This is a genomic window from Mucilaginibacter sp. (assembly GCF_039207105.1).
Taxonomy (GTDB): Bacteria; Bacteroidota; Bacteroidia; order Sphingobacteriales; family Sphingobacteriaceae; genus Mucilaginibacter.
On record NZ_JBCECK010000176.1, the window covers coordinates 1 to 9,489 of the forward strand.

7 protein-coding genes and 1 pseudogene are annotated in these 9,489 nt (G+C 43.2%); 4 read left to right on the top strand and 4 right to left on the bottom strand.

The features are described 5' to 3' along the window. Positions 1-730 (bottom strand): annotated as a pseudogene (locus AAGC65_RS22540) (xylose isomerase); the annotation flags it as partial. 76 nt (positions 731-806) lie between these two features. Beyond that, complete coding sequence (locus AAGC65_RS22545) at positions 807-2,279, bottom strand: FGGY family carbohydrate kinase (RefSeq protein WP_343114726.1); 1,473 nt, start codon at positions 2,277-2,279, stop codon at positions 807-809. A 129-nt stretch (positions 2,280-2,408) separates the two neighbouring features. Here AAGC65_RS22545 and AAGC65_RS22550 point away from each other — a divergent pair, with 129 nt between their 5' ends. From AAGC65_RS22550 to AAGC65_RS22565, 4 genes are all read left to right on the top strand, one after another. Further along, positions 2,409-3,446: a LacI family DNA-binding transcriptional regulator gene (locus AAGC65_RS22550; protein ID WP_343114727.1), complete on the top strand. Its 1,038-nt coding sequence runs from the start codon at positions 2,409-2,411 to the stop codon at positions 3,444-3,446. Positions 3,447-3,750: 304 nt separating this feature from the next. Beyond that, positions 3,751-5,058, top strand: a complete 1,308-nt coding sequence (locus tag AAGC65_RS22555; protein ID WP_343114728.1) for a cytochrome ubiquinol oxidase subunit I — start codon at positions 3,751-3,753, stop codon at positions 5,056-5,058. Positions 5,059-5,070: 12 nt separating this feature from the next. Continuing rightward, a complete protein-coding gene (locus AAGC65_RS22560) occupies positions 5,071-6,102 on the top strand; it encodes a cytochrome d ubiquinol oxidase subunit II (RefSeq protein WP_343114729.1) in 1,032 nt (343 codons plus the stop codon). Between the two features lie 44 nt (positions 6,103-6,146). Continuing rightward, positions 6,147-7,175 carry a GntR family transcriptional regulator gene (locus tag AAGC65_RS22565; RefSeq protein WP_343114730.1) on the top strand — a complete coding sequence of 343 codons (1,029 nt, stop codon included), beginning with the start codon at positions 6,147-6,149 and terminating at the stop codon, positions 7,173-7,175. A gap of 183 nt (positions 7,176-7,358) precedes the next feature. On the opposite strand, the gene AAGC65_RS22570 is transcribed toward AAGC65_RS22565, so the two are convergent. Both AAGC65_RS22570 and AAGC65_RS22575 read right to left on the bottom strand, forming a co-directional pair. Beyond that, the gene (locus AAGC65_RS22570; protein WP_343114731.1) at positions 7,359-8,726 is read right to left on the bottom strand and encodes a DUF1080 domain-containing protein; all 1,368 of its coding nucleotides are present in this window, start codon (positions 8,724-8,726) and stop codon (positions 7,359-7,361) included. Positions 8,727-8,859: 133 nt separating this feature from the next. Further along, a partial coding sequence (locus AAGC65_RS22575; RefSeq protein WP_343114732.1) for a Gfo/Idh/MocA family oxidoreductase occupies positions 8,860-9,489 on the bottom strand: 630 nt, incomplete at its 5' end.

Genomic DNA, 9,489 nt, shown 5'->3' on the forward strand with positions numbered 1-9,489 from the left:
GCTCACATGGTTTGGGCTCAATAAAGAAAGTACCTTTAAAACCTTGTTTGCGCGCGTAATCTTTAGCTGTATGTAAAAAACGGGCAAAATGCTCCTGCTCACGTTTCATATTGGTATTCAGCAGGCTCATGTAACCTTCGCGGCCACCCCAGAAAACGTAATTTTCGCCGCCCAGCGTTATAGTAGCATCCATAGCAGCTTTAACCTGCGCGCCGGCATGTGCCAATACATGAAAATCTGGATTGGTGGCAGCACCGTTCATATACCTACGGCTGCTGAACAGGTTTGAGGTACCCCAAAGTAATTTTACACCACTGGCGGCTTGTTTTTGTTTAGCATAATCCACCAAAGCCTGTAAACGCCTGTCGTTTTCATTTACATCGGTGGTATAATCAACCACATCCACATCATGAAAACAGTAGTATGGCAGATTCATTTTGGTTAAAAACTCAAATGCCGCGTCCATTTTATCTTTAGCGCGTTCAACCGCGTCGGCTTTTACGTTCCAAGGGAAAATGTGGGTATCTTCACCAAACGGATCAGCACCGTTACCGCAGAATGAGTGCCAGTAAGCACCTGCGAAACGTAAATGATCTTTCATGGTTTTGCCGGCCACTACCCTATCGGCATCATACCACCTAAAAGCCAGCGGATTATCTGATTCCGGCCCTTCATATTTGATCTGCCCTATCTCTTTAAAAAATTGTTTTTCTCCGGTTACAATGCTCATATTTTTAATTATTGAATTAGTGATTTATTGAATTATAGATTCAAATGATTTTGACTTTTTAATTTTGACTTTTAACTTAAAAAGCTTTTTCTAAAAGCTTTTTCCATTTCTGGTATACAGGCTCAAACTGATTGCCAGATGGCTCAACCAATTGGATAGCTTTGGTATTGCTGAACGCTTCAGCGGGTGATTTAAATATGCCCGCGCCTATACCTGCACCTAAGGCCGCGCCAACGCTGCCATCATTATTATAAAGTTCAACGGGTACACCTGTAGCGTTTACAAAAGTTTCGGTAAACAGTTCACTTAGGAACAGGTTGCTTTTCCCGGCGCGGATCACAGTCGGGTTCATGCCATTGCTGCGCATAATATCCAAACCGTAACGGAAAGCGCTGGCTATGCCCTCCTGCACCGCCCTAAAAATATGGGCCTGCGTATGCAGGTTCAGGTCGATATTTTGGATATGCGCCCCTACCTGTTTGTTATTCAGCATACGTTCGGCACCATTACCAAAAGGTAGTATCTGCAGGCCATCGCTGCCCAGAGGTGCTTTTTTAGCCTCGTTATTCATTTGGGTATAGCTTAATCCAGCCCCAAAATTGTATTTGGCCCAGCGATACAGGCTGCCTGTGCCGTTAATACACAGGAGCACGCCCAAACGCTTTTGCTCCTCGGCATAGTTAACATGAGCAAAGGTATTGATACGTGACTGCTGGTCATAAGTAAGCTCGTCGCTTACACCATAGATCACACCGGAGGTACCCGCCGTGGCGGCTACCTCACCGGGATTGAGTACATTTAATGAAAGCGCATTGTTAGGTTGATCTCCTGATTTATAGGTCACCGGAATGCCCGCTTTAAGTCCCAGTTTTTCGGCAACGGAAGCCAGTAAAATTCCGTGCGATGAAAACACCGGGTTAATAACCGGGAACAGACTTTCGTCGAAACCAAAATAATTGATGATCTCTTTGGAGATACTGTTCGTTTTAAAATCAAAGAAAACCCCTTCTGACAAAGCTGAAACCGAGGTAGTGATCTCGCCGGTAAGTTTCATGGCAATATAATCGCCGGGCAGCATGATCTTGTCTATTTTGTTATATAGTTCGGGTTCGTTTTCTTTTACCCAGGCCAGTTTAGCCGCGGTAAAATTACCCGGCGAATTTAACAGGTGCGACAAACAGTACTCCTCGCCTATGGCAGCGAAGGCTTTATCGCCTATTTCAACCGCGCGGCTATCGCACCAGATAATACTATCGCGTAGTACGCTCTGGTCTTTATCAACCAATACCAATCCGTGCATCTGGTAAGCTATACCAATGGCCGCAATATCTGCAGGATTGTAAGCCTTTTTGGCATGGCAGCGCGCCAGAGCCTGCTGCGCCTGCTCCCACCACATCAGGGGCGATTGCTCCGCCCAGCCCGGGTGCAGGGCCTTTATCGGCGATTCTTCATCAGGATATTGTGCCGAAGCAACTGTTTGCTGAGATGCGGCATCAACAATACTAACTTTAACAGATGATGTGCCTATATCAATGCCTAATAGCAGCATATTATTAGATAGATTTATACGTGAATTACTATTGCGTTTATTTTTTGGTAACTTAACGAGACGAAAATAAAGAAATATTTAAAATTACAATCGATTGCGTAAAATATTTTTTCCAACTTGCACTTTATAATGAAAAAAGTAAAACGCACCACCATTTATGACATTGCCGCCAAACTGGGCATAACTGCGTCTTCGGTATCCCGTGCGCTAAATAACAGCAGCCAGGTGAACGAAAAAACCAAAGAGCTCATCATGAAAACTGCCGATGAGTTGAACTATAAACGTAACATATTGGCATCCAATCTGCGTAAGGGCCAGTCAAAAACCATTGGTGTGGTTGTACCGCGTATTAATCAGAATTTTTTTTCGAACGTGATTGCCGGCATTGAGGAAATGACCTATCAAAAGGGTTATAACCTCATCATTTGCCAATCGGGCGAGAACCATGATAAGGAAATTCAATGTGTAAATACCCTGATCAATCAGCATGTAGATTGTATCATCATTTCAGTATCGGCCGATAGTTATGATTACCAGCACTTGCAAAACGTGCTTGACCACGGCATAGAATTGATTCAGTTTGACCGTGTAGCCGAGGAACTGGAAACCCTAAAAGTTATCAATGATAACGTACAAGCTTCATTCGAGGCGGTATCGCACCTGATTGAAGGGGGCTATAAACGCATAGGTCTGCTGGAAGGACCGCAAAACCTCAGCATTTTTAAACAGCGTAAAGAGGGATATTTGAAAGCCCTGCAATTATATAATGTACCGGTGATAGAAGAACTGATTGTAGCCAACGCCTGGACAAAGGAACTGGGCGCCGAGGGTACCCGCAAACTACTGAACCTGCCCCAGCCTCCTGATGCGATTTTTGCCTCCACATCGGATTTTTCGGCATTGGGTGTATTGGAGGTTGCCAATATGATGGGAATCAAAGTACCATCTGAGCTGGGTATTTGCGGTTATGCCAACGAAAGCTTTTCGGAAATTACCAGTCCGTCAATTACCACCATTGATCAGTTTAGCGTTTACATGGGTAATACAGTGGCCAATTTGTTTTTCCAGGAAACAGCCAATACCGATACCACTGCCAAACCAAAGATCATCAGCATTAAACCTGAATTAATTATCCGGGGATCGACATTGAGGAACGGCAAAGCATAATATCGATGTGAAGGAGGGTTGGCATTTCGAGGAGCCTGCATGAAACTTACGAAGTTTTAAAAACTTCGTAAGTTTGAAAATAGATTCGCAGGCATGTTGTATAAGATTTCTCTTTCACGCTGCCCACATTCCCGCCCATGCTCTATCGAAATGACCACGACGGGCATTATTTTTACTAAATTTCCCTCATAAATACAACTCATTACGCTTAAAAAGTATATTTTATATTTAATATCAATTAACAAATCTTATCAATTTTGTTACATTAAGCTTTAAATTCAACCATTATTTTATTACAAGAAATATGGATGATTTTATTGCAGCAAGGTCGCAGATGGCCTTATCATTAGGTTTTCATATCATCTACTCCTGCATTGGTATGGTAATGCCTGTTTTTATGGCCATATCGCACTACAAATGGATAAAAACGCAAGATCCGGTTTACAAAAACATTACCATAGCCTGGAGCAAGGGGGTAGCAATATTTTTCGCAACCGGGGCCGTTTCGGGCACCATGCTATCCTTTGAGTTAGGCCTGCTTTGGCCGGGCTTTATGAAACATGCCGGCCCCATATTCGGCATGCCTTTTTCATTAGAGGGCGTGGCTTTTTTTATTGAAGCTATAGCGCTCGGCTTTTTCCTCTACGGCTGGAACAGGCTGAACACCTGGTTCCACTGGGTTACCGGCATCGTGGTGGGTATTAGCGGAATAGCATCGGGTATACTGGTGGTATCGGCCAATTCATGGATGAACAGCCCATCGGGTTTCGATTTTGTCAACGGCAAATACCTCAATATTGATCCGCTGAAAGCCATGTTTAACGAGGCTTGGTTTTCCGAAGCATTACATATGACCATAGCGGCATTTTCGGCCACCGGATTCGCGGTAGCAGGCATCCATGCGCTGATGATCTACCGCAACCGCAATGTGCATTTTCATACTAAGGCTTTTAAAATAGCTATCATTTTTGGCGCGGCGGCAGCCATTTTACAACCTTTAAGCGGCGATATATCTGCCAAGGGCGCAGCTAAAAGACAGCCAGCCAAGTTAGCGGCAATGGAAGCTTATTTCCATACCCAAAGCTATGCCCCACTGGTTATTGGCGGCATACCCGATACGGTGGCTAAAAAAGTAAATTATGGCATCGAAATACCGGGCCTGCTTAGTTTCCTGGTACATGATAACTTTAAACAGGAAGTGAACGGGCTTGATAAGATCCCATTTAAAGATCAGCCGCCTGTGGCCGTTACGCACTATGCCTTCCAGATCATGGTGGGATTTGGTGTGCTGATGATGCTGATTGGTATTTTATATTTTGTTGCCCTTTGGAAAAAGAGGACCTGGTTTGATAAAGGTTGGTTCCTGAAAATGTTTATTTACGCCACTCCTGCCGGGTTTATAGCATTGGAAGCCGGGTGGACGGTGACCGAAGTTGGCCGCCAGCCCTGGATAATTCAGGGGGTAATGCGTACCAGTGAAGCGGTTACCCCAATGCCGGGTATCCAGTACTCTTTTTACCTGTTCACCTTTATTTATTTCACCCTGAGTATATTTGTTATTTTCCTGTTAAAAAGGCAGATACAAATGGTACCCAAATTGTACGACCGTTAAGCCATTACAGCTATGTTATACGTTGTTATCCTGTTTTTATTTGCTGCAATCACCCTATACTTCCTGTTGGGCGGGGCCGATTTTGGCGCGGGCATTATTGAGCTTTTTACCTCAACCGATAATAAACATCGTACCCGTAAAACCAGTTACCAGGCCATTGGCCCGATTTGGGAAGCTAACCACATGTGGCTCATTATTACCGTAGTTATTTTATTCGTCGGCTTCCCCACTATTTACAGCGAAATGTGTATTTACCTGCACATCCCCCTGCTCATCATGCTAATGGGAATTATTGCCCGGGGTACCGCTTTCGCGTTTAGAAATTATGATGCTATTAAAGACGAGAAAACGCAGGGCTTTTATAACCACATGTTTGTTTATTCCAGCTTTGTTACGCCTATGTTTTTGGGCATTATAGCGGGTAGCGCCTTATCCGGACAAATAGACCCTAATGCCAAAACTTTCGCGGGCGCTTATATATTCAGCTGGCTTAATTGGTTTTCGGTATCGGTAGGACTTTTTACGGTAGCACTATGTGGTTTCCTGGCAGCTATTTATTTGGTTGGCGAATGCCCCGAGGTGTATGATGTGAAACGGTTTGTAAAAAAAGCCAAAGCCATGAACATTGCAGCTGTAATATTAGGCGCACTGGTATTTCTGGCATCACACTTTGAGAAGGTTCACCTTGCCAACTGGATATTTGGTAACACCATAAGTTTGGTAGCAGTTATAGCGGCTACCTTATCGCTCATATTGTTGTGGTTCATTATATCCGATTCAAAAAACAAACAGTGGATCAGGGTACTGGCAGCCTTTCAGGTAAGCATGATATTGATTTCGGTTGGGCATACCCGGTTCCCAAGGTTTGTGATATTTAAGGATGGTAGCTCGATGTCGTTACTTACCGACCATGCCACCGGAAAATCAATCGACGACCTGGGCATAGGCCTGCTGGTAGGCAGTTTATTTATATTGCCTGCCCTGGGATACCTCTATTACAGTTTCAAGAAAAAAGCCCCCGGCCAAATTGCCGATGATCATTGATATTTTTTTGTAATATTACCCCGGCACATCCCAATTGTAACCGCGTGAAGAATTATCTGAAAATATTAACCATAGACGAATACTCCATTACCCCGAAATATCTGCAGTTATCAAACGCTATTATCAGGGCTATTGAGAGCGGTGATATTGTGAAGGACGATATGCTGCCCTCTATCAACGATCTTAGCTTCGCGCTGGATACCTCTCGCAATACCATTGAGCGTGTTTATAAAGAATTGAAGGAGAAAGGCATTGTAAGCTCAGTTCCGGGTAAGGGCTTTTTCATATCAAACACCGATTTTCAGAAACCGCTCAAGATATTTTTGCTGTTCAATAAATTGAGCACACACAAAAAAATCATTTATGATACCTTCATAGCTGCTATTGGCGAACAGGCTACCATTGATTTTTATATCTACAACAACGATTTTTATTTTTTCAAAAAAATAATTGCCGAAAGCACGCAAAGCGATTATGCCAAGTACATCATTATCCCTCATTTTCTGGATAATGAAAGCAAGGCACACGAAATTATCAATACCATCCCGAAGGATAAACTGATACTGCTTGATAACCTGGTGCCGGGCGTTACTGGTAAATTTGCCGCCATTTATGAAAACTTCGCGGTTGATGTATATGAAGCGTTGAAAAGCCTGCTGGATAAGTTAAGTGCATATAATATTATTAAGCTGATATTTCCGGGCAAAACCTATCACTCCAAGGAAATATTGAAAGGCTTTTTAAATTTTTGCAGGCAATACGCTTTTGATTATGCTGTGGTTGACTCCCTATCGGCCGAAACCGTGCAACCGCAAACGGTATATATCAGTTTGATGGAAGATGATCTGGTGGTATTGATTAAAAAGATCATAGCATCAAACCTTAAAGTAGCTAAGGATGTGGGTGTAATATCCTATAACGAGATAGCCCTGAAAGAAATAATCCTGGATGGCATCACCACCATATCAACAGATTTTAAACTGATGGGCAGCAAGGCTGCTGAGTTTGCATTGAACAATAGTCATGAGCACTTCGCGGTACCTTTTAGGGTTACGCTGAGGAGTTCGTTATAAGGCGAAGCCCCCTCTAAATCTCCCCCTGAAGGGGGAGACTTGAAAAAAAGCAATTTTATACTAAAACTTTGTCTATTAATAAAAAAGACTTCCGAAGTTTTGAAAACTTCGGAAGTCTTTTTTAAAAGCAATATGCTATTCAAAAGCCCCCCTTAGGGGAGGGTTGGGTGGGGCTCGGGGCTCTTACTTTAAATTCCTAACTTTGATATTTCTGAAAAAAGCTTCATTTCCGTGATCCTGTATTAACAGGTGACCTTGGGGAGCTTCGCCAAAGTTTTTCCATACTTTGTATTTGCTGATGGCTACCAGATCTTTATAAGCTTGCGATCCTCTATCGTACTCCAGCACTTTAACACCATTCAGATAATGCTCAACATGGTTGTTCGGATAAACTACTACCCTGCCTATATTCCATGAACCTATCGGGTGTACAAAGCGTTTTTGTTTATTAGCTTTAATTAAATCATAAAGCGAAGCCAGGGTACGGTCGCCATCTCGACCGAGTTTAGCATCAGGGTGCAGTTCATCATCAAGTACCTGGTACTCCAGGCCAATGGCCGATCCGTCTGTAATTTCTTTCAAGGTAACAAAGTATTTTATACCGCTGTTAGCTCCGGGAGTCAATTTAAATTCAAACGAAAGGTCAAAAGCACTGTATTGATCATTAGTCACAATATCACCACCGCCAGATTCTTCCTTACCTGCTGATGGCAGTACATGCATAGTTCCCTTGTTATACTCCCAGCCTTTAGCAGGGAATGCTTTAAGGGTTGCACCGCGCCAACCAATATTGGTTTTACCATCATATAACAATTTCCAGCCCGCGGCTTTTTCCGCGGCACTTATGCTGTTTGGCTTCAGGTTTACCACATATACATCCTTAGGGAATGGTTTTGGTTTTAAATTAGTGGTTTGCAGGTTAAAGTTTTTGAAATACACTTTTTTACCAGCTTGCTTTTCTTCGGTAACGGCATGTACCTGCAGGGCTATAAAGCCTTTCTGATCAACCGTATCAATTACATCAGCAGCGGGGATACCATTAACCCAGGTTTTCATCTCATTACCAATGCACTCTATCCGGATATGGTTAAACTCACCTACTTTAAAAGCATCCTTTGCTTTGGCGTTTAAATCCAAAGGATAAAGCCAGTCGCGCCTGCCTTCGTCATAAATACCGCCGGCCCATTTACGGTCAGACGGATCTATTTCAAACTGCCTGCCATAAACCTTGCCCTTGCCTTCATGACCGGCAGGGTCATAATGACTGCGGGTTTGCACACCTGAATTACTCAGGTTACTTTCAATTTTGGTATCCAGTTCCAGTATAAAATCACCATATTCTTTTTCGGTAACCAAAAAGGTATTGCCCGAATTTAAAACAGTGGTACCAACAATTTGGCCGTCTTCTACCTTGTAATCAGCGGTACCGGCAAGGCGTTTCCAGCCTTTTAGTGTTTTTCCATCAAATAATTTGTTTTGTGCATGAGTTGTAGCAGGAAGCAGAGCCGCCACGGCCAGAAGCGCCGCAGCCGGGTATAAGATTTTCTTCATGGGTTAATAATAAGAGTGGTTTATAGGTTTTAAAATTAGTAAAAAACATGTTACTGCAATGGCTTAAGCACATGATTTCAATAGTTTTAAAACCCACATTGACCACTCCCGGCTAACAGAATCAGCAATGTAACTAAACTTTTACTTCCCAGCCTTTTTCATACTCCCGGCTCCATAGTTTGGCAGCTTCCGGATCATTCAAAATATGGCCGTTTGATGGATCTAAATGAAGGCTTCTTTCTACCCTGTAAGCTATATTGCCCAGTTGTGGCAACAGGGTTGATTTAAAACCGGTTTCGATAGGGCAGTTTAATGATGCCTTACCCCTGATGGCATCTACAAAGTTTTGAAGGTGAAGGTTATCTGATGATCCGGCAGAATTGCCCGCATTAACTATGGCATCATCCTTAACTTCTTTTATCAGCTTGTTATCTGTGTCATAAACCTGGTAACTGTTATTGCTACCGTAAAACAAGGTTCCCTTATCACCATAAAATACTACTCCCCTGCCTGATTTATCAATATTAAACCCGTGATTGCTTCGGTTTTCCCATTCGGCAGCGGTATTATTAGGGAAGTTATACAGTATGTTCTGGGTATCGGGTGTTTCTCCGTCGTCATTAAAATGAAAACGACCGCCAGTTGATACCACTTTAGTAGGATAATCAACACCTAAACCCCAGCGAATAACGTCGAGCTCGTGCGTGCCATTGCTGAATGCCTCTCCGGCTCCCCAGTTCCATGACAAGCGCCAGTCATGATG